This window comes from Massilia sp. TWP1-3-3, assembly GCF_049897805.1.
GTDB lineage: Bacteria > Pseudomonadota > Gammaproteobacteria > Burkholderiales > Burkholderiaceae_D > Telluria_A.
On sequence record NZ_JAFCWX010000009.1, the window covers coordinates 171,657 to 195,729 of the forward strand.

The 24,073-nt window shown below is 61.4% G+C and carries 17 protein-coding genes; 8 read left to right on the plus strand and 9 right to left on the minus strand.

Going from position 1 to position 24,073, the window contains the following annotated elements; genetic code table 11:
• Positions 1-119: 119 nt before the first annotated feature.
• The 3 genes from ACP7D4_RS11455 to ACP7D4_RS11465 form a co-directional block, all read right to left on the minus strand.
• On the minus strand, positions 120-311 hold the full coding sequence (locus tag ACP7D4_RS11455; protein WP_426104494.1) for a Thivi_2564 family membrane protein: 192 nt from the start codon (positions 309-311) through the stop codon (positions 120-122).
• Positions 312-432: 121 nt separating this feature from the next.
• Positions 433-804, minus strand: coding sequence for a DUF1566 domain-containing protein (locus tag ACP7D4_RS11460; protein ID WP_426104496.1), 372 nt, complete (start codon positions 802-804; stop codon positions 433-435).
• Between the two features lie 167 nt (positions 805-971).
• The gene (locus ACP7D4_RS11465; protein ID WP_426209183.1) at positions 972-3,179 is read right to left on the minus strand and encodes a TonB-dependent receptor domain-containing protein; all 2,208 of its coding nucleotides are present in this window, start codon (positions 3,177-3,179) and stop codon (positions 972-974) included.
• A 328-nt stretch (positions 3,180-3,507) separates the two neighbouring features.
• Here ACP7D4_RS11465 and ACP7D4_RS11470 point away from each other — a divergent pair, with 328 nt between their 5' ends.
• The 4 genes from ACP7D4_RS11470 (at position 3,508) to ACP7D4_RS11485 (ending at position 9,383) form a co-directional block, all read left to right on the plus strand.
• Entirely contained in the window at positions 3,508-5,226 is a 1,719-nt protein-coding gene (locus tag ACP7D4_RS11470; RefSeq protein ID WP_426209184.1) for a rhamnogalacturonan lyase B N-terminal domain-containing protein, read from the plus strand.
• Between the two features lie 83 nt (positions 5,227-5,309).
• Complete coding sequence (locus ACP7D4_RS11475; RefSeq protein ID WP_426209186.1) at positions 5,310-5,927, plus strand: PEP-CTERM sorting domain-containing protein; 618 nt, start codon at positions 5,310-5,312, stop codon at positions 5,925-5,927.
• 237 nt (positions 5,928-6,164) lie between these two features.
• Positions 6,165-8,117 carry a family 43 glycosylhydrolase gene (locus ACP7D4_RS11480; protein WP_426209187.1) on the plus strand — a complete coding sequence of 651 codons (1,953 nt, stop codon included), beginning with the start codon at positions 6,165-6,167 and terminating at the stop codon, positions 8,115-8,117.
• A gap of 24 nt (positions 8,118-8,141) precedes the next feature.
• Positions 8,142-9,383, plus strand: a complete 1,242-nt coding sequence (locus ACP7D4_RS11485; RefSeq protein WP_426209188.1) for an oligogalacturonate lyase family protein — start codon at positions 8,142-8,144, stop codon at positions 9,381-9,383.
• Between the two features lie 15 nt (positions 9,384-9,398).
• Here the strand turns inward: ACP7D4_RS11485 and ACP7D4_RS11490 are convergent, their stop codons facing one another.
• Genes ACP7D4_RS11490 through ACP7D4_RS11515 form a run of 6 tightly spaced genes read right to left on the minus strand, consistent with a single transcriptional unit; the run spans position 9,399 to position 16,170 of the window.
• A complete protein-coding gene (locus ACP7D4_RS11490) occupies positions 9,399-10,760 on the minus strand; it encodes an FGGY-family carbohydrate kinase (protein ID WP_426209190.1) in 1,362 nt (453 codons plus the stop codon).
• A complete protein-coding gene (locus tag ACP7D4_RS11495; RefSeq protein ID WP_426104509.1) occupies positions 10,757-11,773 on the minus strand; it encodes an ABC transporter permease in 1,017 nt (338 codons plus the stop codon). Before ACP7D4_RS11495 ends, ACP7D4_RS11490 begins: the two co-directional genes overlap by 4 nt.
• Positions 11,770-12,768: an ABC transporter permease gene (locus ACP7D4_RS11500; protein WP_426104510.1), complete on the minus strand. Its 999-nt coding sequence runs from the start codon at positions 12,766-12,768 to the stop codon at positions 11,770-11,772. The genes ACP7D4_RS11495 and ACP7D4_RS11500 overlap by 4 nt, the downstream gene beginning before the upstream one ends.
• Positions 12,765-14,294 (minus strand): sugar ABC transporter ATP-binding protein, encoded by a 1,530-nt coding sequence (locus ACP7D4_RS11505; RefSeq protein WP_426104512.1) that lies wholly within the window; start codon positions 14,292-14,294, stop codon positions 12,765-12,767. Before ACP7D4_RS11505 ends, ACP7D4_RS11500 begins: the two co-directional genes overlap by 4 nt.
• A 5-nt stretch (positions 14,295-14,299) precedes the next feature.
• Positions 14,300-15,307 carry a rhamnose ABC transporter substrate-binding protein gene (gene rhaS, locus ACP7D4_RS11510; protein WP_426104514.1) on the minus strand — a complete coding sequence of 336 codons (1,008 nt, stop codon included), beginning with the start codon at positions 15,305-15,307 and terminating at the stop codon, positions 14,300-14,302.
• Positions 15,304-16,170, minus strand: a complete 867-nt coding sequence (locus ACP7D4_RS11515; RefSeq protein WP_426104516.1) for a DeoR/GlpR family DNA-binding transcription regulator — start codon at positions 16,168-16,170, stop codon at positions 15,304-15,306. Before ACP7D4_RS11515 ends, rhaS begins: the two co-directional genes overlap by 4 nt.
• 326 nt (positions 16,171-16,496) lie before the next feature.
• Here ACP7D4_RS11515 and ACP7D4_RS11520 point away from each other — a divergent pair, with 326 nt between their 5' ends.
• The 4 genes from ACP7D4_RS11520 to ACP7D4_RS11535 are packed head-to-tail and all read left to right on the plus strand — an operon-like array spanning position 16,497 to position 24,073.
• The gene (locus tag ACP7D4_RS11520) at positions 16,497-18,605 is read left to right on the plus strand and encodes a bifunctional rhamnulose-1-phosphate aldolase/short-chain dehydrogenase (protein ID WP_426209192.1); all 2,109 of its coding nucleotides are present in this window, start codon (positions 16,497-16,499) and stop codon (positions 18,603-18,605) included.
• A 27-nt stretch (positions 18,606-18,632) separates the two neighbouring features.
• On the plus strand, positions 18,633-19,925 hold the full coding sequence (gene rhaI / locus ACP7D4_RS11525) for an L-rhamnose catabolism isomerase (protein WP_426209193.1): 1,293 nt from the start codon (positions 18,633-18,635) through the stop codon (positions 19,923-19,925).
• Between the two features lie 6 nt (positions 19,926-19,931).
• A complete protein-coding gene (locus ACP7D4_RS11530; RefSeq protein ID WP_426209195.1) occupies positions 19,932-22,628 on the plus strand; it encodes a tRNA(Met) cytidine acetyltransferase TmcA domain-containing protein in 2,697 nt (898 codons plus the stop codon).
• Complete coding sequence (locus ACP7D4_RS11535) at positions 22,625-24,073, plus strand: glycoside hydrolase family 28 protein (RefSeq protein ID WP_426209197.1); 1,449 nt, start codon at positions 22,625-22,627, stop codon at positions 24,071-24,073. Before ACP7D4_RS11530 ends, ACP7D4_RS11535 begins: the two co-directional genes overlap by 4 nt.

Here is a 24,073-nt window from a genome sequence, read left to right on the forward strand (position 1 = left end):
AGGATGCGCCGCACAGCCTGCTGCAGCGTGCGGTGCTTTGACGCAAAAAAGCGCGGGGCAGAAAAACCAGTTGACTGGCTTTTCCGCCCCGCGCAGGGATTGCTTGCAGCGTGAGTGTGCTACAGGTTCAGCTTGGGCAGGTAACCGCCGGGGATAATGCCAAAGACGGACAGCACGATCAGGATCAACAGGATGATGAACAGAACGCGAACGATCTGCGCTACCGGGGCCGGTAATGGCAGCATGCTGACCAGCCACCAAATCAGGCCAAAAATGACCAGATAGACGATGAGGTTGATTAGTAAAGTCATTATTATTCCTCTATTGCTATTGTTATCAATGCGTTTTGTCGGAAGACAGACACAAGATAGCTGGAAAACCTTGTTTTTTCTGTACGGCAGGACACATAGCGGAAGGCAACCTTCATCCCCGCTACTCTTCCACCAGTCTGCGCACCGCGCGCGCACGCCCGCGAAATGGGCGCCCGTACATGGTTTGGATTCCACTAGTAAAGTTTTGCCCCCATACCAATTGCGCGCGGGGTTCCTGCGGTTCGCATGACCAGTACCAAACCCGTTCGAATTGTTCACGCATGTTGGCGTATAGCAGTGCCAGCTCGCGCCGCGTCGGCAGTTCGCCGCCCGCGCCACGGGCCCATTCGCCCGCTGCCGACCATGAAACCTCCTGCGCTTCGCCGGGCAAAAGCACCACATGGTGGTCCGGCTTGCCTTCCTTGCCCAAAATCAGCCCCGCATATTGCTCGCCGTCTTGCAGCGTAGCCTTGACCTTCTTGTAATCGCTCATCTAGCCCTCTCCGCTCATGGTTCCAGCTTTAGGACAGCGGCGCGGCCATGCAAGTTGCATCCAATTGTTTGACTTCCATACAGATATCTTGATTGACAGGATAAGGTGTATTCGCGTAAATAAGGGTTGTGGCCCTTGCGCGCGCGGCGGCGAACTGCCCCCACGTCTCATGTGCTTGGCTGGCTCCGGCGCGCGCCGGCAGGTCCCCTGCGCTGGGCCACGCCGCCAAACCGGTAGCTTAAGCCAACATACACAAGCCGACCATCCGACCTGCGCGTGTTCGTCTCCTGGAGCAGGTCGGTATCGGTAATCGTTTCTATCTTGTTGGTATTGAAAACATCGGTCACGTTCATCACCAGGCTCAACGCTGGCGTGAACGCATGGCGCAGGCTCAGGTTGGCGGTGGCATTGGGCTGCCGGTAGCCCTGGCGCGACAAGGCCTTGCCCTGTGCATTGACCGACAGCTGTACCTGGCCGCCATTGGGTAAATCGTAGCGCAGGCGGGCATTGCCGCCGAACGAAGGCGCGCTGCGCTTCGCATCGGGGCTTGACCCCGCATTAGCGCCCGGATTAACAATCCTCTGTTCGGTATAGGCCAGGTTGCCCGACGCGTTGAGCGTCAATCGGGGCATCAGTTTGCCGCGCAAGGTGAATTCGAGTCCGCTGGCCCGGTTGGTGCCCGCGTTGTCGCGCGTGGTCAGCAACACCGTCTCGCCGATGAATAGCTTGCGTTCCGAAATCAGGCCGCTGTCCTTGCGGTAATAGCCGCGCAGGTTGGTGTCGATGGGGCCGAACTTGGTCTCATACGCCAGCTCGAACGCGTCGGTAGTGGTGGGCTTCAGATTTGGATTGCCCGCCGAGACATTGAATTCGTCGCGGTACACCACGAAGGGATTGAGGTCGTTCGCGCCAGGGCGCCGAATGCGGCGCGCGTAGCTGAAACGAAAATCGGTGTCTCCCGATGCGTTGTAACTGATGAAGGAGCTGGGAATCACATTCAGGTAGTGATTGCTGGCCTTGAGGGCGCCCGTCATTTGGGCGATATCCAGGTCCGTGCGTTCAACGCGCAGGCCGCCGACCAGGCCCCAGCGCTGGTCCAGGCGCATCGTGTATGACCCGTAGGCTGCCAGGATCATTTCGTGCAGCGCAAAGCGGTTGCTGCGCGCGCCGTTGGGACGCTCTTCCAGCGTAGTGTTGTCGATGTTGAGGTAGCGCGTATCGAAGGTGTTCTTGTTGCTGGCGACCTTGTAGCCAACCCTCAGAAAACTGCTGCCGAGCGGCCGCTCATAGTCGCCCGTCACATCGACAATGGTGGTCCCGGTCCGGCTGGCATCCCGTCCACGCGCGTCGGCCGGGTTGAATGCGCCCAGCGTAGCCGTGTTCAGGTATGCGTTGTTGCTCTCGTTGGCAGTGGACGATACGCGCATGTCGAGTTTGGCCAATTCGCCGCTGACCGCACCCTTGTGATCGAGGCGGGCATCCCAGCTGACGCTTTTACTGCCGCCGGCGGTGCGCGACGTGCGCGCGTAATCGCGTGCCACGCTGCCATCGCCGCCAAAGCTGATGTAGCGGTTGACCGCATCACGCTCGTTGCCGCGCTCCATGAAAGCCACGCTGCTCGTGACCGTATCCTTCTCGCCCAAGTTGTAGGTGAGCGTTGCATTCAGGCCGGCCGAGTCGTTCAAGCCCTGGTTCCGCGTGGCCTGGCTGGTGCGGCTGGCCGCGCGCGTGACCGGGTCGATACGCACGCGCGCGGCGTCGGCCAGGTCGTTGCGCCCGTCGTGGCGCAGGTGGGCTGTACCCTGGACGCCGAGCCGGCCGCTATTGTAACTGCCCGAGGCCGATGCGTTGTAGCGCCCGGCCGAACCCGCGTTGGCGCTCAGCGCACCATAGCCGCCGGCCTTGCGGGTGCGCCGCATGACCAGATTGAGGATAGGCCCGCCGCCCGCCTCGTTGCCGAACTGCGCACCGGGGTTGTTGATGACCTCCACCGATTCAATGTCTTCGGCCGGCATCGCGTTGAGCGTATTGCCGCGGTTATCGCCCTGCAGCATCGCTGACGGCTTGCCGTCGATGAGCACCTGCACGTTGGTGCTGCCGCGCAGGGTGACTGTGCCGTCCGGGTCCACCGCCACCGAGGGGATATTGGCGAGTGCATCGGCGGCCGAGCCGTTACTGGCGCCCACATCGGACTTGACGTCGTAGACCTGGCGATCGACCCGGTTGGTAGGGCGCTGCGCGCTGACGTTGACGACCGGTTCAATGCCTGCCGCGACAACCGGAGGCGGCTTTTTGACCACCGCGTTTGCAGCGACGGTTTGCGCGACGGCGGGCAGGGCGAGGCAGGCGATCGCGGCGAGGGGAAGGTGCTTCATGCGGCGGAGGTAGCGGGGATCATGCGAGCGAGCTTAGTGACAAGCCGGTCGCAGGCATAGGGCGCCCGGCAAATAATCAGGCGCGTGAGTGCGCAGTGCGTGTTCCTGACCATCTGCCGTTGCGCTCGATTTCCGATCACGCCCGTGATTCTTTTTAAAAGTTACCGCCGCGCGATTGACTGCAATGTAACGACAACCCAATACTGATGCACACATTCCAAAACAAGAAACCCATGTACCGCAGGCCTTCCCGGGGCGCGCGGGTGGATCGGGTCGCGTGTGCGGTGCGGGCAATCCGGCCTGGCCCTCGACAAACAATGGAGACAAAATGAGAACAACCCTAATCCGGTCGGCCACCGCCCTGGTCGCGCTATCGGCCATGATGGCCGGGTGCGGCGGCAGCGATGCTGGCCCCGCCGCGCCCCAGCAAAAACCGGCCATGCTCGCCGCCGTGGTCGGCTCCTTCGGGCTGACCACCGACGCCACCTTCTACACCATCGACACCGGCGCTGGCCTGGTATTCAAGATACGCCGTTTCGATGACGGCGCCAGCACGCGTTCGGCCGGCGATATCGCTTCCATGGTCTACAACGGTGTGCAGTACCAGGATCCGAGCCGGGGCACGCAGGTCAATTCCGGCTTCGACTTCCTGTACACGGGCGTGTCTGCCGTCACAGTGACCGCCGAAAGCATTGGCCATGACTACGTCAAGGTAACCGTCAAAGGCGGCAACCTGACCCACTACTACATCGCCAAGCGCGGCGACCCGAAGATCTACATGGGTACTTACTTCACGACGGAGCCGAGCACGCTGAACCTGGTGCGATTCATCGCGCGCATACCGATCAATGCGCTGCCGTTCAGCCCACAACCGTCGGACCTGCGCGGCACCACCGGCACCGTGGAGTCGGGCGATATTTTCAGCCTGCCCAATGGCGAAACGCGCTCCAAGCATTATTCCAACATGCGCCTGAAGGACTGGAAGTACATTGGCGCGACCAGCAACACGGCAGGCGTGTGGATCGTGCGCGACAACCAGGAAGGCGGTTCGGGCGGCCCGTTCTACCGCAGCCTGCTGAACCAGGCCACGTCCACCAACCAGGAAATCACCTACATCGTCAACTATGGCGAAGCGCAGACCGAGGCGTACCGGTTCAATCGCCTCAATGCGTACACGATGGTGTTCAACGATGGCACGCCGCCCGGCGCTGTCGATACGTCGTTCTTCGGCAGCCTCGACCTGCTCGGTTACGTGGGTCCTGCGGGCCGCGGCGCGGTAGCGGGCGGCGGCATCAGCGGACGCAATACGACCCACGCCTACACGGTGGGCTTTTCCAACGCCGGCGCCCAGTATTGGACCGACGTCGATCCCGTCGACGGGCACTTCAGCAGCACCGGCATGCTGCCGGGCGACTATACGATGAAGGTCTACAAGAACGAACTCGAGGTCGACACGCGTAGCGTGAAGGTGACCGCCGGCGCCACCACGCCGTTTGCGCCGTTCGCCATCGCGGCCGACCCGAGTGCGGCGCCGCCGCTGTGGCGCATCGGCGACTTTGATGGCAGCCCGGCCGAATTTTTGAATGGCGCCAAGCTGACGACGATGCACCCGTCCGATCCGCGCATGAGCTCATGGCTTACCGGCGACTACACAATTGGCAGTTCCACGCCGGCCCAGTTCCCCGCCTACCAGTGGAAGAGCGTAAACGGTTTTGTCACCATCAAGTTCAATTTGCGCAAGAGCCAGATCGCACCGCTGACGCTACGCGCCGGCATCACGACGGCGTTTGCCGGCGGACGGCCCAAAGCGCAGGTCAACGGCTGGGTCTCGCCCAACCCGGCGGCGTCGGCGCAGCCAAACAGCCGCACCCTCACCGTGGGCACCTACCGCGGCAACAACACCATGTACAGCTTTAACATTCCGGCCAGCGAGCTGGTGGTGGGGGAGAACGTGGCTTACCTGAGCGTGATCAGTGGTTCGAGCGGAACCACGTTTTTGAGTCCGGGTTATGCCGTCGATGCGGTTGATCTGATTCGTACACCTTGAGTTTTTAGAACAGGCGGGCGGCTGCGGCTTCCCGCCAAACAGACAGAGAGAAAATAATGAAGAATGTTTTACTGAAGTTGGTAGTGGGCGTGAGCGCGGCAGCGGCGATGATGACGGCCTCGGCTGGGGTGGTGCAAACCTTCGGCGCAGGATCGGCCGTGAAAACAGTCACCAACAGCGCCAACTTCGCTGCCAACGTATCGCTGGCAAACAAATATATTGAAAATGGTCTACTGTTCAGCTTTACCGGATCGGCTGCCAATAATAACTGCGGTTACGCGGGCGCGAATTGCTACGACGACCCAAGCGAATTGAGTTCTTCGTTCGAGGGCAATTACATGGCCACGGCCGGCGAAGGCGCCTATTTGAGCGTGAAGAAAGCCAATGGCGCCGATATGCAGGGCATTGAATTTGCAGCGGGGACCTCGTATGCGAGCCTGAATGGTTTCTGGAGGACGTTTAATAATAATGTGCAGACGGGGATGGGCAATTTTAGCGGCGGCGATGGAACGGTGTTGGGATTGTTCGACCTGAGCGGTTTTGACGAAGTGCGCTATTTTTCCTACTCGCGCGCCAATCGCCAGAGCGGCTTTAGTGCGCCCGCATTCGACCAGGTCACGGTCGGCGTGCCGGAGCCAACCAGCCTGGCGCTGATGGGGCTGGCGTTGATGGGACTGATGGGCGTGAAACGCCGCAAATAAGCGGTTTTGCGCGGGAGTGTGTTGCAAGGCGTTTCGCGACCATTTGACGGCACATTTTTGTGCAAGGAATTGGTCCTAAAACGTTTGCAACACCGCTGCGCGAGGACCACGCAGCGGAATGGCCCCGTCCGATACCAGCTTTACCCCTAAACCAGGCATTGCGATGATTGTTTCGCAGAAACACCCGCGGTACCGTTGCCATTGCATAAAATACGAGCTTTGCCTGGAGCCTGATCAATGACTGCTATCCTGCGCTGGTTCACCTGCGCCCTTCTATTGACATGCACCGTCGCAAGCGCCGCAAGTCCCGAATTCGCCAACCCCCTGGTGCGCCAGCGTGCCGACCCGCACGTGACGCTGCACACCGACGGTTACTACTACTTTACCGCGACCGTTCCCGAATACGACCGCATCGAACTGCGCCGCGCCCGCACGCTGGACGAACTGGGCAAGGCCGACACCAAGGTCATCTGGCGCAAGCACGCCAGCGGCCCCATGGGCAACCATATCTGGGCGCCCGAACTGCACTTTATCGACGGCAAGTGGTTCATGTACTTTACCGCCGGTACCGCTGAAGACAAATGGGCTATCCGCCTGTACGTGATTGAAAACACGTCAGCCAACCCCATGGAAGGCACCTGGACCGAGCGCGGCCAGCTCAAAACTGGCTGGGAAAGCTTCACCCTGGACGCCACCACCTTCAGCAACGCGGGCCAGCGCTACCTGGTCTGGACCCAGCGCCGGCCTGAAAAAGATCTGCCTGCAACCAATATCTACATCGCAAAGATGGACACGCCTACGTCCATCAGCAGCGCCCCCGTGCAATTGTCAACGCCCGAGCACAAGTGGGAAAAGGTCAAATTCCTCGTCAATGAGGCGCCTGCCGCGCTGCTCAGGAACGGCAAGGTCTTCATTACCTATTCGGCCAGCGCAACGGACGCCAGCTACAGCATGGGCTTGCTGACGGCCGATGCCGGCGCCGAGCTGCTCGACGTCGCCTCCTGGCGCAAGTCGGGCGACCCGGTCTTTGTCACCAGTGCTGCGAACGGGCAGTACGGCCCCGGCCACAACGCCTTTACCACCACACCCGACGGCAAGACCGACGTGCTGGTCTACCACGCCCGCAACTACCGCGACATCAAGGGTGACTCGCTGCTCGATCCCAACCGCAACACGCGCGCGCAAGTGATCAATTGGCGCGCTGACGGCAGCCCCGACTTTGGCGAACCGGTTGCCGACCGCGGTCAGATTGCCGCCAAGCCGCTGTTTCGCGACCCGCTGTTCGATGGCGCGGCTGACCCGGTACTGGTGCGCAACGTTGCAAAAGACCGCTGGTGGATGTTTTATACGAGCCGCCGCGCCACCGCGACTGAACTGCCCGGCGTATCCTGGGTGCACGGCACCCGGATCGGGATTGCCGAGAGCAGCGACGAAGGCGCCACCTGGCACTACGTCGGCACGGCCGACATCACCTTGCCAATCGAACTTGGCGGCAAGGATGCCACGCACTGGGCGCCGGACATCGTGCGCGCCGACGATGACGTGTATCACATGTTCCTGACCCTGGTTCCGGGCATCTTTACCGACTGGAACCACCCGCGCCATATCGTGCACCTGACCAGCACCGACTTGCTGAAATGGGACAACGCGCAGACGCTCAAGCTGGCCAACGAAAAAGTCATCGACGCCGCAGTAGCGCGCCTGCCCGGGGGCGCCTGGCGCATGTGGTACAACAACGAGAAAGACAACAAGTCGATTTACTACGCCGACAGTACCGACCTGAAAACGTGGACCGATCACGGCCGCGCCGTGGCTGACCAGGGCGGCGAAGGCCCGAAAGTATTCGAGTGGAAAGGCGCCTGGTGGATGATTACCGACGTCTGGCATGGCCTGGCCGTGTACCGTTCGCCCGATGCGAAAACCTGGACCCGGCAGAGCGGCAATTTGCTGCAGCAGCCAGGGCAGGGCGCCGACGACAAAGTCATGGGCGGGCATGCCGACGTGGTGGTTAGCGGGGGGCGCGCCTACTTGTTTTACTTCACCCATCCCGGCAGACAAGGACCTGACGCCAAGAAAGATGGCGCCGAGCAGCGCCGCAGTGCGATCCAGGTGACCGAGTTGTTCCATGCCGACGGCAAGCTCACGGTGGATCGCGACGCGCCCACGCGCATCGTGCTGCGCAACGATTAATCCTCATCGATAAAACAGGTCCGCATGTCACGCAATGTCAGTTTTGGAATCATGGCCTTGGCGCTGGTCGCGCGCGTGGCAAGCGGGGCCGAACCCGCCGTTCCCCCCACCACCTGGATCGACAAGGATACCGGTCACCGCGTCTGGCGGCTGACGCCCGAGCCTGGCTCGTCTTCATTGTATTTCAACTATAACGCGTTTACGCCGGACGGCAAGTCGATGGTGTATAACTCGCCGGCCGGCATCCATGCGCTGGACATGGCGAGCCGCAAGACGCGCTTGCTGGTGCCTGCCGGGCCGGGCCGCAACCGGCCGCATACGATTTCCGTCGGCCAGAAAACCAATTCCGTGTTTTACCTGAAGACAGATTCCGAAACCAAGATCACCAGCATTTACTCAGCAAGTTTCGACACGGGTCTGGAAAAGAAGCTGGTCGAGCTGCCGGCAGGCAAACGGGTCGACAGTATTAATGCTGACGAAACACTGGCCGCAGGCACCTTCGAGCCGGTATCGGCCACACCGCGACCGCCCCAGCCCAAAACGAACAGCAAGGGCGCCATGATGGAGCAGCGCCTCGCTTCCAGGACGCCGCTGGTGCTGTTTACCATTAACCTGCAAACCGGTAAGGTTACCGAGTTGCTGCAGTCAAGGGATTGGGTCAATCACTTGTTGTTTTCGCCGACCGACCCAACGCTGCTGATGTATTGCCACGAAGGTCCGTGGCAAAAGGTGGACCGGATCTGGACCATTCGCACCGACGGCAGCCAGAACACCCTGGTCCACAAGCGCACGATGGCGATGGAAATTGCCGGGCATGAATGGTGGGGCAAGGACGGCAAGACCATCTGGTACGACTGGCAGTATCCGAAGGGCGTGGTGTTTTACGTGGCGGGGGTCAATATCGACGCTGGCAAGCGGACTGCATACAGCCTGCAGCGCAATGAATGGTCGATTCACTACAACGCAACGAGCGACCTGGCACTATTTGCCGGTGATGGCGGCGATCCGGGCCAGGTGGCCAAGGCGCCGGATGGGCAGTGGATTCAATTGTTCCGGCCGCAAAAGGTGATGGTGCCGGGAGCGACTGACGAACCGGGATATGTGCAGGGCGGCGTGTTCAAGAGCGAACGGCTGGTGAACATGGCAAAGCACGATTATCGACTGGAACCGAATGTGCGATTTTCTCCGGATAACAAGATGGTGATTTTCCGGACAAATATGTTTGGCCCGTCCTATGTCTTGGGCGTTGGGGTAGACCGGGAGTAAGCATCTCTCCCAGGTCTAGTCGAGCAGTACACGCCAACGAGCCTGGTAATCGTGCAAGCCGACTAAATCGAGCGCTTGCGCTTCAATACTGTTGAATGCGACAGAAATCGCAAGCTGGCGGTGCAGTTTCCATCCCCCGCAAATCGTCCCGTTGGCGTCATTGGACACGACTATTTTCTGTCCCTGTCGCAAGAGCGCCAGCACCGCCGGGAAGTGCGGATTCACGCTGAAGCTGCCCTCCAATGCAACGACGCCACGCGCATTGAGCGCTTCGAGGCAGTAGTCGCTCATCAGCGCCGTGTAAATTGTTGCCAGCGCGTACCATTCTTTCGCAGTACGCGGGCGAGGTCCTGTGATGGAGCCCACTCGGCCACTGAACGGTCCGCCCGATTGCGCAAAGCACGGCAGGGCAAAAATACCTTCATCGATAATGTGCTGTAAGTCCTGCAAAGTGCACATTTCGGGATTTGGCCCGGCCAGCACCCCGAACTCGCGCCCGCCCATGAAGCGCATGCACGCTACCGGTTCACCCAGTGCATTGGTATTGGCCAGCATATCGGCACGCTCGCACAACGCGTCAAGCGGGGTGCCGAACGAAGCGGCAATCACCCATGTGCCCGTGGACAGTACCGCGCCAACGTTGCCATCCAGGTAGCGCAGCAGTGATGCATTGCTGTCGTGAATCCCGCACAAGACCTTGCAATCGGCTGGCAGGCCTGTCAGCGCCACCAGTTCAGGCAACAGCGCCCCCAGCACCGCAGACGCGGGCTGAATGGGAGGAAACAATTCACGCCAGCCCCGCTGGGCCACGAGTGACGAATAATCCTGCCTTTTCGGGTCCCACAAATCGGTATGGCAACCAAGCGATGTGACTTCACTGGCCAACACGCCCGACAACCGCCACGCCCAGTATTGTGGATACATCAATATGTATTGGGCGCGCCCGAACTCGGTAGGAAATCTGGTCGACAACCATTCCAGCTGCCGCCCCAGGTTGAGCCCGGCCGCCAGTGCCGGCGAGTACGTTTCTTCAAAGGGCGGGCGCACCTCGCCATATTGCGCGTTTACTTGTTCCGGCAACGTACTTTCATAATCGAGCACGGGCAGGACCAGAGACTTGCTGTTCACCAAGGCAGCAGTGGCCCCGTGGGTCACCGGCACGATGGCGCCAACCTTGGCAATCTTGGCAAACGCGCGACAGGTGGTGAGCATCCAGTCCCAGATGCGCTCGGTATCGTGATGCGGATATTGTCCTTCGTACAGGATTGCATTCGGGCAGCGCTGCTCGGCCAGCGTGGCGCCGTCGACATCAATCAGCGTCAGCTTGCAGTTGGTCTTGCCAATATCGAGTACCAGCGTGGCGTCACGTTCCGTCATTTGTTCGTCTTTCGTCCGCGCATCAGGCGGGGTAGGGCAATGGTTACCAGAAGCAGCACGCCAACAACAATCGTCATGATGATGCCGGGGATATTCGCCAGCGACAGCCCGTAGGTGACAATGCCCAGCGTCAGCACGGCCAGCAAGACGCCGCCAATGCTGCCGGCGCCGCCCTCGATGCGCACCCCGCCCAAAATGACCATGGTGATGATTTCCAACTCCCAGCCCATGGCGATGTTGGGTCGCGTGCTGCCGATGCGCCCCGTCAGCAGCCAGGCGGCAAGGCCGGCCATGGCGCCGGTCAGCACGAACAGCATCATGCGATAGCGGTCGACCGGGATGCCGGAAAATCTTGCCGCCACCGGGTTATTGCCAATGGCAAAAATACGGCGACCCCAACTTGTGGTGTGCAAGATAAAGGCAAACAGTGCGGCACACACCAGCAGGATCACAAACGCGCGCGGAATCACGCCAAGGAAATAGCCTTGGCCCCAGTCGCTCATCAGTTGCGGGTAGCCAGTGAACGCCTGGTCGCCCAACACGACGCTGGCAAGTCCCCTGAACAGTGATACCGTGCCGATGGTCACGACGATTGACGGCAAGCCAAAGCGCGTCACCAATACGCCGTTGAGGCTGCCGCACAGGATCCCCGTTGCCAGCGCGACCACGATCAGCCCATGCGGCGGCATGCCGTGCGCGTGCGCCATGCCCATCGCTACGGATGACAAGGCCAGCGTGCCGGAGACCGAGATGTCGATCTCGCGGCAAATGATCAACAGCGCCATCGGCAGCGCAATAAGGGCTTTTTCGCTGAAGCTGAAGGTGGAATCGGCCAGGTTGTACAGGTCGAAAAAATTTGGCAGCAGGATGCTGTTGGTGACGAAGGCCGCAATGAACAGCAGACCCAGCAAAGTTTCCCAGCGGCCCAGAAAAGCTTTCCACTGGAACGCGGGCCGGTCGTGGATGGTGTAGCGCGATTTACTTGCGGCTGGCAAAGTGATGGTTGCACTCACGCTGCGCTCCTGTTGGCGGTTGGGTTGACCAGATGCAGCGGCAGGATTTGGCGGCTGCCTTTTTTATCGCCCCGGGCGTTGATCAGCACGGCAGTGAGGATGACCAGGCCCGTCAGCGCGCTCTGCCAGAATGGGGAAACCTTCACAATCGGCAAGGCGTTGTTGATCACCGAGAGGAACAGCGCGCCCAGCACCGCACCGCTGACCGTGCCAACCCCGCCCGCAATATTGATGCCGCCAATCACGCACGCGGCTATCACGGTGAACTCAAAACCGTAGGCAATTTCTGTGTAGGCAACGGCGTAGCGCGCCACCCACAAATAGCCGCACAGCCCGGCCATGGCGCCGGACAAGCCGTACGTCCACAGCAAACGGCGCGCCGTGGGAATGCCGATATAGCGCGCGGAGTGCGGTTCATTGCCGATGGCGTACAGGTCGCGGCCAAAACGGGTGTGGCGGGCAATGAACCATGTCAGCAGAATCACCAGCGCGGCGATCCAGACCAGGTGCGTGATGCCCAGTAATCGGCTGAGCGGAAAAGCAATAAAGTCAGCCGGCATCTGGTGCGAGGATACCCACGCGCCGCCCGAGAGCACAAACACGAGCCCGCGATAGACGCTCATCGTGCCCAGTGTCACCACAATCGGTGGCAGCGCGAGCTGGCCAATCAGATAACCGTTGATGAGACCCAGCGCAAGCCCAATGGCGACGGCGACGGCAATGACCGCCACCAGCGGCAAGCCAGGATACTTTGCTGCCAGCAAGGCTGACATCATCCCGGACAGCGCCAGGTTGGACGCGACCGACAGATCAATCCCGCGCGTGATGATCACAAACATTTGCGTGAGCGCCAACATGACCAGCAGCGTGCCGTCCGTGAGCAAGTTGCCCAGGCTGGCGGGCGTCAGGAACACCGGCGCGCGCATTCCCACCATCAAGATCAAGGCGCCAATCAGTGCCGCCAGCAATAGTTCACGTCGTTTCAGCAGCTTCATGCGCATTCTTTCTGTGCCAGTTCGCTGCCCGATGCGGCCGCCACCACGTTTTCCGGTGTGGCTTGCATGCGCGAAAAGATTTTTTTGATGTGGCCCTGATGCATCACGACCACGCGGTCGGCCATGCCCAGCACTTCCGGCAACTCTGACGACACCAGGATCACCGACAGCCCGCGCGTTACCAGTTCACTGATGAATCGGTGCACTGCAGCCTTGGAACCAATATCGATGCCCTTGGTCGGCTCATCGAGGATGATGACCTTGGGACTGGTCGCCAGCCACTTGCCCAGCACCACTTTTTGCTGATTGCCGCCTGACAGTTCGGACACAAGTTGCTGCAAGTTATGCGCCTTCAATTCCAGTTCGGCACTGAAATGGCGGGCAATCGTCGTTTCCACCGCGCGCTTGCCGCGCAAGAAGAAGCCGATTTTCGCCAGGATCGGCAGCGTGATGTTGTGTGCGATCGGCATCGACAAGTGCGCGCCCTGGTGCTGGCGGTCTTCCGGCACGTAGGCCAAGCCTTGCTTGACGGCGTCGGCGGGGCAGGTGATGCGAACCAGCTTGCCTTCAATGCTGAGCTTGCCGCTGACGCCAGCGGACAGCCCGAATAAGGCTTGCATTACTTCAGAACGCCCGGCGCCAACCAAGCCGTAAAAGCCGAGAATCTCGCCCTTGCGCAGCGCAAAGCTGACCTGATCGAACTCGGTCGGATGGCATAAATTATTCACCTCCAGCACCGTTTCCCCCAGCGCCACGTCCTGCTTGGGAAAGGTTTGGTGGATGATGCGGCCCACCATTAATGACACCAGTTCCGGCTCCGTAATGTCCGCCAACGCACCTTCGGCAACAAACTGGCCATCGCGCAGCACCGTGTAACGGTCGGCCACTTCAAAAATCTCATCAAACTTGTGCGAGATGAAAATCACCGCCGTGCCTGCGGCCTTCAACTGGGCAATGATGCGGTACAGCTCGTGGATTTCGCGCTGCGACAGCGACGCCGTCGGCTCATCCATGATCACCACCCGCGCATCTTGCGAGAGGGCGCGCGCAATTTCCACAAAATGTCGCTGCGCCACGCTCAAGTCTTTGACGCGCGCGCGCACCGGCAGCGTCACTTCCAGTCGAGCAAACAGTTTCTCGGCCTCGGCCTCGATGCGCGCCCAGTCCACGCGCGGCGGAAAGCCCCGCGTCGGTTGCCGGCCGACATAGATATTCTCCGCAACGGTCAATTCATCGAACATGACGGTTTCCTGGTGCACGGCGGTGATGCCCGCATGCATGGCTTGCTGCGCGCTGCCGAATACCATGTCTTCTCCGGCAAGGCGGATCGTGCCGCCATCGGGCCGGTAAATGCCGGTCAGCGTCTTGACCAGGGTCGACTTGCCGGCGCCGTTTTCGCCGATCAACGCCATCACTTCGCCGGCGCGCACGTTCAGGCTCACATTGTTGAGCGCAACGACACCGGCGAACCGTTTACAGATGCCGGAAAGTTCCAGCATGGGGACGGGCAAGTTAATTACAGACATAAGCGTCAAAACACCTTGGAGAATTTGTCGACGTTCTCTTTGTTATAGGTGAACGGTGGCGCCAGCGCGGCTTCGGCGCCGCCGTCAAGCGCCACGTCGCCCATCCGGCCCAGGCGCAGCGTGCCGCCGGCCTTGGCGTTCGGGTTGCCCTTGATGAATTCATTGGCGGCGTAGGTGGCCGCGTAACCCAGGTCGATGGGATTCCATATCGCAAATTCCTTGACGGCGCCGGACTTGACATGGCCCGCCATTTCGGACGGCAAGCCCAAACCCGTTACATACACCTTGCCAACCATTTTCTCGTCCACCACGGCCTTGGCTGCTGCATTGATACCCACCGTGCTGGGCGAAATGATGGCTTTCAGGTTCGGATAGGCGCGCAGCAAGCCCACCGCTTCGCGGTAGCTTTTGTCGGACTGGTCGTCGCCATACACGGTTGCCACCAGCTTGATCTTGGCAAATTCCGGCTTGTTCAACGTGGTTTTCATGACGCCAATCCAGATATTCTGGTTGGTCGCCTGGGCCGATGCCGACAGGATGGCAATATCGCCAGCGCCGCCAATCGCGTCGGATGCCATCTGCACTTGTTTTTCCCCGATCAGTTGCGCGTTCGATGGGTTCAGTTGCATCAAGCGGCCTTCGGGCGCCAGAGCGCTGTCAAAGGAAATGACCTTGATGCCGCGCTGCATCGCTTTCTTGGCGATGGGCACGATGGCGTTCGGATCGTTGGCTGAAATCACGATCGCATCGACCTTTTGGCTGATCAGTGAGTTGATGATCTCAATCTGTCCTTCGGCACTCGGTGTGGTGGGACCAGTGTAGATGATCTCGACATTGCGCAGTTCGGCGGCCGCCTCGAGCGCGCCCTCATGGGCGGCATCGAAAAAACCGTTGCCCAGGTTTTTGACGACCATCGCGATGCGCGTTTTGGCCGGTTTCTTCTCGGCGCAGCCGGCAACGGCGACTACCAGGGACACGGCCACGGTCGCCGCCAGGAGTGTTTTAAGGCTCAATGTGCTGTCTCCGAAAGGTAGAGCGCGCTGGATCGTTGATCGAAGGCTTGATTGAAGGCACTGCTGTTCGCTTGTGGCGGCAATGTTTCCGGCGCCACTGTGATCACTTTTACGCCCGATTGCTCAAGCAATTGAACGGCGGAATCGGTCGCATAGGTATCCGTGATCACCGTCGACACACGGTTAAGACCGCACAGGATCAATCCGGCCTTCTTGGCGAACTTGGAACTGTCGGCCAGCACGATCAATTCTTCCGCCTGGCCGATCAAGCGTTTTTCGGCCTGGATCAGCAGCGGGTCCGCTTCCATCAGGCCGAGCAGCGACAAGCCATGCACGCTCATGAACATTTTGGCTGCGTAATGGTGCTGGGTAATGTCGTTCTCAAATGGGCTGAGAATCACGTTTTGTTCGCGGTAGACAGTGCCGCCGGGAAGGATGATTTCATTCTCGCTCGACACCAGCAAGCGCTCAGCCATGAGGAAGGAGTTGGTCAGTATCTTGAGGTGCTTGTCGACCAAAAACTCGGCCATCATGAAGGTGGTCGTGCCGCCGTTGATGATGATCGTTTCGCCATCCACGCATAGCGTGCTGGCATGGCGGGCAATGGCGCGTTTGCGTTCGCCGTAACACTGGATATTGTTTTGAAAAGTTTCACTGGAAAGCGCGAAGCAGCGCTTCTTTTGTTCCAGGTTGGCGGCGCCGCCGCGTGTGCGGGTCAGCAGGTTGCGCGTGGCCAGCCAGCTGATGTCGCGGCGCACCGTTGCGGGGGAAGCGCTGAGCCACTCGACCAGTTGCGGCACAGTGGCCGTGGTATGTTCGGCGAGCAGTTTCAGCAAACGTTTACGGCGTTTGTGATTGACCATTTTGTGTCTCCATGAATGCCGTCTTTGCGGCCTGCGCCGGTAGTCGTTTCGATATTGAACGCCCCGATGACTGTGCAGACTAGTCAGTTAAAATCAGGCCGTCAATCACATCTCGATCAATTAATTGATTATTTCGAAAACAGCGTTTTTGCGATATCCAAACCAATCAACAAAATGATTATTCGCCGATTAATCAGTATCGTGATCGCCGATTGATTGACACTGACTGCCGTGCTGAATTCTACTGAATGCACTTGCTGGGGCTCGCATTGCATCCACATGCGCATGCAGCAAAACGCATTCACACATTCAAAAACGGAGATCGTATGACGGTGGTAAACCAATCGCAGCAACAACAAGCCATTACCTCGCTGTGGGACGACAGCGTTGCAGCAACCATGAGCGAACCTGAGCTGCTGCTGTATCGCTCCAACCTGCTCGGCTCGGATCTGCGCATCACCAATTTTGGTGGCGGCAATACGTCGGCCAAGGTAGCGATGACCGATCCGCTCAGCGGCGAACCGGCGGAAGTGCTGTGGGTCAAAGGCTCCGGCGGCGACCTGAGCAGCATCAAGATGGACGGCTTTTCCACGCTCTATATGGACAAGCTCAATGCTCTCAAGGCCCGCTACCGCGGCCTGGCGCTGGAAGACGAAATGGTCGCCTACCTGCCGCACTGCACCTTCGACCTGAACCCGCGGGCCGCCAGCATCGACACGCCGCTGCACGCCTACATCGCGCGCCGCCATGTCGACCATATGCATCCAGACTCGGTGATCGCCATTGCCGCCTGCAAGAACAGCGAAGCGCTCACCGCCAGAATTTTTGAAGGTGAACTGGGCTGGCTGCCGTGGCAGCGCCCGGGCTACGACCTGGGCCTCAAGCTCGAACAGGTGTCGCAGTCGCAGCCGAAATTAAAAGGCATCATCCTCGAAGGCCACGGCCTGTTCACCTGGGGCGACAGCGCCAAGTCCTGCTACGAAACCACGCTGGCGATCATCCAGCGCGCCGAAAGCTGGCTGCAGGCGAACACCAAAAAGCCATCGTTTGGTGGCGCCAAAGTCGCGCCGCTGGCTCCCGCCGAGCGCGCCGCGCTGGCCACCCGCCTGATGCCGGTCTTGCGTGGCAAGATCAGCAAGGACGAATACAAGCTTGGCCACTTTGACGACAGCAGCGCCGTGCTGGAATTTGTCTGCAGCGCCGATCTGGCGCCGCTGGCCGCACTTGGCACGTCCTGCCCGGACCACTTTTTGCGCACCAAGATCCGTCCCTTCCTGATCGACTTCGATCCTGCCAATCCGGATATCGATCGCCTAGTCGCCGGCCTGGACGATGCGCTGGCCAACTACCGCGCCGACTACATTGCCTACCATGCGCGCTGCAAGCGCGATAACAGCCCGGCCGTGCGTGACGCCAATCCGATCATTTACCTGATTCCCGGCGTGGGCATGCTCTCGTTCGCCAAGGACAAGGCCACCGCGCGCATCGCCGGTGAGTTCTACGTCAATGCGATCAACGTGATGCGCGGCGCGGCCGGGGTGGACACCTATGTGGGCCTGCCGGAACAGGAAGCCTTCAACATCGAATACTGGCTGCTGGAGGAAGCCAAACTGCAGCGCATGCCCAAGCCAAAAAGCCTGGCCGGGCGCGTCGCGCTGGTCACCGGCGGCGCCGGCGGCATTGGCCAGGCAGTGGCACGCCAGCTGCTGCAGGAGGGCGCTTGCGTGATGCTGACCGATATCGACGTCGAGGCCCTGGCCGAAGCGCATGCGCATCTGGTCAACGTGGCCGGCAAGGACAATGTAGCCACCATCGGCGCCAACATCACTAGCGAAGAGGGCGTCGAAGGCATCTTGCAGGCCACCGCGCTGCGCTTTGGCGGCATCGACCTGCTGGTCTCGAACGCGGGCATCGCCTCGTCAGCCCCGCTGGAAGACACCACGCTTGAAAGCTGGGAGCGCAACCAGGCGATCCTCTCGACCGGTTACTTTTTGGTCAGCCGCGCCTCGTTTCGCATCATGAAGCAGCAGCAGCTGGGCGGCAGCATGGTCTTCGTGGCCAGCAAAAACGGCCTGGTGGCGTCGGCCGGCGCCTCCGCGTACTGCACCGCCAAGGCAGCCGAAATCCATCTGGCGCGCTGCATTGCGCTGGAAGGCGCGCCGCACGGCATTCGCGTCAACGTCGTCAATCCGGACGCCGTGATTCGCGGCTCGCGCATCTGGGACGGCAAGTGGAAGGAAGAACGGGCCGCGTCGAACAAGATTGAAGCGGGCGACGTGGAAGACTTTTACCGCCAGCGCAGCATGCTCAAACTGAGCGTGCTGCCCGAAGATATTGCCGAAGCCGTATACTTCCTCTCCAGTAGCAAGGCGGGCAAGAGCACCGGTAACATCATCAACGTCGACGCCGGCAACGCCGCCGCTTTCACGCGCTAACTATAAAAAATCCGGGAGACGCAGCACATGACTACACTGATTGACAGCGCACGCATCGAGCAGCACAACGCCAGCGTGCGCGCCGACCTCGAACTCGATTACGCCGCGCTTGGCGGCATGCTGGCGCGCCGCGGCCAGGACATCGAAAAGCTGACCGCGCTCGCGCAAACCTTCGCCGTCGCGCTCCCCAGCTGGGGCGTGGGCACGGGCGGCACGCGCTTTGCGCGTTTTCCGGGCAAGGGTGAGCCGCGCAACGTGTTCGAGAAAATGGAAGACTGCGGCGTGATACAGAAATTGACGCGCGCCACCCCAGCTGTATCACTTCACTTCCCGTGGGATAAGCCGGGCGACGTCAAGGAGCTGCGCCAGGTCGCCGCAAGCTACGGCCTGGGTTTTGACAGCGTCAACTCGAACACCTTCCAGGACCAGGCCGGCCAGGCGCACAGTTACAAGCACGGCAGCCTGACGGCCTTGAGCGCCGAGGCCCGCGCGCAAGCCGTGGCGCACAATATCGAATGCATCGAGCTGGGCGCCGCGCTCGGCTCCAAAGGATTGACGGTATGGGTCGGCGACGGCGCCAATTTCCCCGGCCAGCACAATTTGCGCGGCGCGCTTGAGCGCTACCTGGACAGCATGCGCGGCATCTACGCGGCCTTGCCGGCCGACTGGCTGATGTACATCGAGCATAAATTGTTCGAGCCGGCGTTTTACGCCACCACCATTGCCGACTGGGGCACCAGCTTTGCCTGCGCCACCGAACTGGGACCGAAGGCCAAGTGCCTGGTCGACCTGGGGCACCACGCGCCCAACACCAACATCGAGATGATCGTGGCGCGCCTGGCGCAGTTTGGCAAGCTGGGTGGCTTTCACTTTAACGACAGCAAATACGGCGACGACGACCTGGACTCGGGCAGCATCAACCCGTTCCAGCTTTTCCTGATCTTTAATGAGCTGGCCGACGCCACCGCGCGCGAGCCGGCTTTCAAGCCGTCGTACATGCTGGACCAGTCGCACAACGTGACGGACCCGATCGAAAGCCTGATGAACAGCGCCATTGAAGTGCAGCGCGCCTTTGTGCAGTCGGCCCTGGTCGACCGCGCGGCGCTCGAGCAGCACCAGATGAACCACGACGTGCTGCAATCGGCGCAGGCGCTCAAGCACGCGTTTCGCACCGATGTCAGTCCGATCCTGGCCATGGCCCGCCTGCGCCTGGGGGGCGCCGCCGATCCGGTTGGCTGCTACCGCGCCAGCGGCTACCGCGCCAAACAGGCCGAACTGCGTCCGGCAGTCGCCGGCGCCAGCAGCAGCGGCATCGTTTGACGCGCAATGAAGAGCGCCAAGCTGCTAGCTGTCGTACTGTCCACCCACATCGGCCTCGCGCAGGCGCTCAGTCCTGGCGCGCCGGCGCCGGCGCCGTCCCTTGCGCAACTGGCCGCGGGCTTTGTCACCCCGCCTGCCAACACGCGTCCTTTGGTGCGCTGGTGGTGGTTCGGCCCTTCGGCCAATAAACAGGAGCTCGAACGCGAACTCCTGGCCATGAAAGCGGGCGGCTTTGGCGGCGTTGAAATCCAGCCCGTGTACCCGATGGAGCTGGACGACCCTGCCCGGGGTATTCACAACACGCCTTACCTGTCGCGCGAATTTCTGGACGCGCTCAGCTTTGCCAACAAAACGGCCAACGCCAACCACCTGCGCGTTGACATGACGCTGGCCAGCGGCTGGCCGTACGGCGGGCCGCACATCGCGCCTGCCCACGCCGCCGCACGCCTGCGCAGCGTGGTCACCGAGCTGCCCGCGGGTGAAACGAACCCCATGCAGCCAGCCATCATGAGCGGCGAAAAGCTGCTCGCCACCTTCATCGGCCAAGGCAGCAGCGCCAGCTTTGATGCCGCCGGCCTCAAGCTGATTGATGGGATGGTGACCCCGGCGCCAGAGGCGCGCGTGGTTGTGAGCTACATCGCCAGCCGCACCGGCCAGCAGGTCAAGCGCGCCGCGCTGGGCGCCGAAGGCTTCGTGCTTGACCATTTAAGCCGCAGCGCCGTCGAGCACCATCTCGACAAGGTCGCCGCGCCCTTGCTCAAAGCCTTCGGCAAGCAGCCGCCGTATGCGGTCTTTTCAGACAGCCTGGAAGCCTACGGCTCCGACTGGACCGACGACTTCATCGCCGAATTCAAGCGCCGCCGCGGTTACGATGTCACGCCGCACCTGCCGGCTATCGTGAGCGGGCAGGGCGTCGCCGCCGCCAGTGTGCGGCGCGATTGGGGCTTGACCCAGACCGAACTTGTCAACGAACGCTATCTCACGCCAATTGACACCTGGGCCCGTGCGCACAATACGCGTTTTCGCTCGCAGACCTATGGCGAACCGGCGGTGTCGCTCTCGAGCAGCCGCCTGGTGGCGCTGCCCGAAGGTGAAGGCCCGCAGTTTCGCGCTTTTTCGTTCACGCGCCTGGCCACGTCGGCCGGGCACTTGTACGGCAAACCGGTCATCTCGGCAGAAACCTGGACCTGGCTCAATTCGCCCGCCTTTGCTGCCACCCCGCTCGACATGAAGGCTGAAGCCGACCGCATGCTGCTGCAAGGCGTGAACCAATTCGTCGGCCACGGCTGGCCCTACACGCCGCCCGGCACGCCGGAACCGGGCTACTCCTTTTACGCGGCTGCAGTGCTCAACGAGCACAATCCGTGGTGGACCGTGATGCCCGACGTGAACCGCTACCTGCAGCGTATGAGCTACCTGATGCGCCAGGGCGCACCGGCCAACGACATCGCGGTGCTGCTGCCCAATGACGACGTGTACGCCGCCTTCTTGCCTGGCAAGGCGTCACTGTCGGCCGAGATGCACAAGCACGTCACGCCCGAGCTGACCACGCAAATTCTCGACGCCGGCCACAACCTTGACTATGTCGATGCCGAATCGGTCATGGCGCTGGGCGTGGGGCACCCGGTACTGGTGATGCCGCACGTGTCGCGCCTGGCGCCGGACGTGATGGCCAGGCTGGCCGAGTACGTACGCGGCGGCGGCAAGATCATCGCGGTGGGCAGCAGGCCGTCGCTGGCGCCGGGCCTGGTCGACTTTGAACGGCTCTCGGCCAAGGTGCAGGCGGCTTCGCAGGCGCTGTTCGCCCAAGCCGGCGTGCAGTTCGTGGCCAACGATGCCGATCTGGGCGCGGCGCTGGCCAATGCCATCGTCCCTGACCTGCGTATCTCAAGCCACGCCGCCGACATCGGCTTTGTGCACCGCAAGCTGGCCGACGCAGACCTGTACTTCATCGCCAACACCAGCAACCATGAGGTGAGCACCCGCGTCGACTTTCGCACGCCGCGCAAGTTTGCCGCCTGGTGGGACGCCGACACCGGCAGCATGACGGGCGCGGCGCTGGCGCCGCAGCTCAAGCTTGCGCCGTACGAGTCGCGCGTGCTGGTGATGAGCGAAGCACCGCAGGCCAGCGTACCGGCTCCGCGCCTGGCGCCTGCCACGCAGTTGGCCGACCTGGGCGCCGACTGGCAGTTGCGCTTTCCCGGCGCGCCAGCCGCGCGCATGCCTGTGTTGCGGTCCTGGACGGACAACCCGGCCACCCGCTATTTTTCGGGCGAGGCGGTTTATACCAGAGACGTTGATGTGACGGCCGCGCAGTTGACCGGCGCGCGCATCTCGCTCGACTTTGGCCCTGGCACGGCGCTGGCTGCCACGCCCGCCGTCCCGGCCGGCATGCGCGCCATGTTCGACAGCCCGCTGCGCGAGGCGGCCGTGGTGCTGGTCAACGGCCAGCGCGCCGGCGCCCTGTGGCATCCGCCCTATGTGCTGGACATCACGCGCTTGCTGCGCCCGGGCCGCAACCAGCTTGAAGTACGAGTGGCCAACCTGGCCTTGAATGCCAGGGCAGGGCGCTCGGAGCCGGATTACCGCTTGCTGGCGGCCCGCTACGGCGAGCGTTTCAAGCCGCAAGATACTGCCCTGGTTAAGCCCCAGCCCTCCGGCATGCTGGGCCCCGTGCGACTAATTGAAGAGAAAATCCAATGAACGGTCAACGTTACAAAATCCTGGGCGGCTCGCTCTTCGCGCTGCTGATGATGGTAGCCCAGGCCAGCGCCGCCGGCACCTTCAGCACCGCGCGCTATGGCGCCAAAGGCGACGGCGTCACAATGAACACCGCCGCTATCCAGCGTACCATCGATGCCGCCGCCAAAAACGGCGGGACAGTCATCTTCAAGGCGGGGACGTACCTGACCGGCTCCATCTTCGTCAAGAGCGGCGTCACGCTCAAGATCGACAAGGGAGTCACGCTGTTGGGTTCCCAGCATATCGCTGATTATCCTGTCATGCAGACCCGGATCGCGGGGGTCGAGATGCACTGGCCGGCGGCGCTGGTCAACATATATGAGCAAACCGGCGCTTCCATCATCGGCGATGGCACGATCGATGGCGACGGCAAGGTATTCTGGGACAGCTACTGGACACTGCGCAAGGCGTACGAGCCGCGCGGCCTGCGCTGGGCCTCGGACTACGACGCACAGCGGCCGCGCCTGGTGCAGGTCTACAAATCGTCGCAAGTCAAAGTGGGGGGCGGCCTGCTGCTGCGCCGCTCCGGCTTCTGGACGCTGCATGTCTGCTTTTCGGAAGACGTCACCATCGACGGGGTCGTGATTCGCAATAACGACGGCGGGCTCGGGCCATCAACCGACGGCATCGACATCGACTCCTCGCGCAAAATACTGGTGCAAAACGCCGACATTTCGGTCAACGACGACGCGCTGTGCCTGAAGGCCGGGCGCGATTCGGACGGCCTGCGCGTGGCGCGCCCCACCGAAGACGTCGTGATCCGCAATTCGATCGTGCGCGACGCCGCAGCCGGGCTCACCTTCGGCAGCGAAACGTCGGGCGGCTTTCGCAACATCGAGGCCTACAACATCACCGTCAAGGGCGGCAAGGTGCCGGTCGGGATCCTGTTCAAATCGGCCCATACGCGCGGTGGCTTTGGCGAGAACCTGCGCCTGCACCACTTTGACATGAGCGGCGTGCCCGTGGTCCTGCGCATTACGATGAACTGGAACCCGAGCTACAGCTACGCCCAGATTCCGGATAACGTGGCCGAGGTGCCTGCAGTCTGGAAGATACTGGCCACGCCGGTGCCCAAGGAACAAGGCATGGCGCGCTTTCATGACGTGCACCTGCATGACATCACGGCCCGGGGCGCCACCACGGCCTTTGAGGTGAGCGGCTTCAAGGAAGCGCCGCTGCAGCGCTTTCGGCTGGACCGGCTGGACATCGAGGCGGCCAGCGGAGGCCATATCCAGGATGCCGTGGACTGGCAGTTTTCGGATGCGAAGCTGATTCTGGGTTCGCCTGTGGCCCTCGAAAACGATACCGGCGTGCGCGGCTTGCCTGCCGCAGCTGCTGTCATCAAGGCGCCCGCGCTCAAGGTCGATCCGTCTAAAAAGAGTTTTGAAGAACAGGACAAAAGCTGA

Bases quoted from the DNA above. Each gene is read 5' to 3' on its own strand.
- ACP7D4_RS11455 (WP_426104494.1), bottom strand. From the start codon at position 311: ATGACTTTACTAATCAACCTCATCGTCTATCTGGTCATTTTTGGCCTG.
- ACP7D4_RS11460 (WP_426104496.1), bottom strand. From the start codon at position 804: ATGAGCGATTACAAGAAGGTCAAGGCTACGCTGCAAGACGGCGAGCAA.
- ACP7D4_RS11465 (WP_426209183.1), bottom strand. From the start codon at position 3,179: ATGAAGCACCTTCCCCTCGCCGCGATCGCCTGCCTCGCCCTGCCCGCC.
- ACP7D4_RS11470 (WP_426209184.1), top strand. From the start codon at position 3,508: ATGAGAACAACCCTAATCCGGTCGGCCACCGCCCTGGTCGCGCTATCG.
- ACP7D4_RS11480 (WP_426209187.1), top strand. From the start codon at position 6,165: ATGACTGCTATCCTGCGCTGGTTCACCTGCGCCCTTCTATTGACATGC.
- ACP7D4_RS11485 (WP_426209188.1), top strand. From the start codon at position 8,142: ATGTCACGCAATGTCAGTTTTGGAATCATGGCCTTGGCGCTGGTCGCG.
- ACP7D4_RS11490 (WP_426209190.1), bottom strand. From the start codon at position 10,760: ATGACGGAACGTGACGCCACGCTGGTACTCGATATTGGCAAGACCAAC.
- ACP7D4_RS11500 (WP_426104510.1), bottom strand. From the start codon at position 12,768: ATGAAGCTGCTGAAACGACGTGAACTATTGCTGGCGGCACTGATTGGC.
- ACP7D4_RS11505 (WP_426104512.1), bottom strand. From the start codon at position 14,294: ATGTCTGTAATTAACTTGCCCGTCCCCATGCTGGAACTTTCCGGCATC.
- ACP7D4_RS11515 (WP_426104516.1), bottom strand. From the start codon at position 16,170: ATGGTCAATCACAAACGCCGTAAACGTTTGCTGAAACTGCTCGCCGAA.
- ACP7D4_RS11520 (WP_426209192.1), top strand. From the start codon at position 16,497: ATGACGGTGGTAAACCAATCGCAGCAACAACAAGCCATTACCTCGCTG.
- rhaI (WP_426209193.1), top strand. From the start codon at position 18,633: ATGACTACACTGATTGACAGCGCACGCATCGAGCAGCACAACGCCAGC.
- ACP7D4_RS11530 (WP_426209195.1), top strand. From the start codon at position 19,932: ATGAAGAGCGCCAAGCTGCTAGCTGTCGTACTGTCCACCCACATCGGC.
- ACP7D4_RS11535 (WP_426209197.1), top strand. From the start codon at position 22,625: ATGAACGGTCAACGTTACAAAATCCTGGGCGGCTCGCTCTTCGCGCTG.